This is a genomic window from Pseudomonas sp. Ps21-P2 (genome assembly GCF_039672565.1).
Classification (GTDB): domain Bacteria; phylum Pseudomonadota; class Gammaproteobacteria; order Pseudomonadales; family Pseudomonadaceae; genus Aquipseudomonas.
Genome location: NZ_JBDFPL010000052.1, coordinates 1 through 424 on the forward strand (window position 1 = coordinate 1; position 424 = coordinate 424).

The 424-nt window shown below is 56.4% G+C and carries 1 pseudogene; it reads left to right on the forward strand.

Annotated elements, in window-relative coordinates:
• Positions 1–424 (forward strand): annotated as a pseudogene (locus ABEH28_RS27340) (calcium-binding protein); the annotation flags it as partial.

A 424-nucleotide genomic window follows, 5' to 3' on the forward strand; every position in this document is an offset into this window, starting at 1 on the left:
GGCGGCAACGACCAGCTAGTCAGCGGGGGGGGCAACGATGTGATGGTCTCCAGTGCCGGATACGACGGTATGGACGGCGGCGCCGGTAATGATGTATTCCGCTTCGACCGCCTCGGCGACAGCTATATCAAGGACGGAGGCGAGTATACCGACACCATCAACTATTTCGATCCCGCCCACGATATCCTCGACGTGTCGGCTCTGGGCTATAGCCATTTAGGCAATGGTTATGGCGATACCTTGCACATCAGTAGCGAGCCTCTGCGCGGCATTTACATTTTGGAAAGCTACGAGCGAGACGGTAATGGCAAACATTTTGCCGTGCAGTTTCTGGCCAATAGCGGCCTTATTACCGATGCCAACTTCCAGCCGCTGATCAACGGCACTTCGCACAACGATCTGCTCGAAGGCACACACGCCAGCG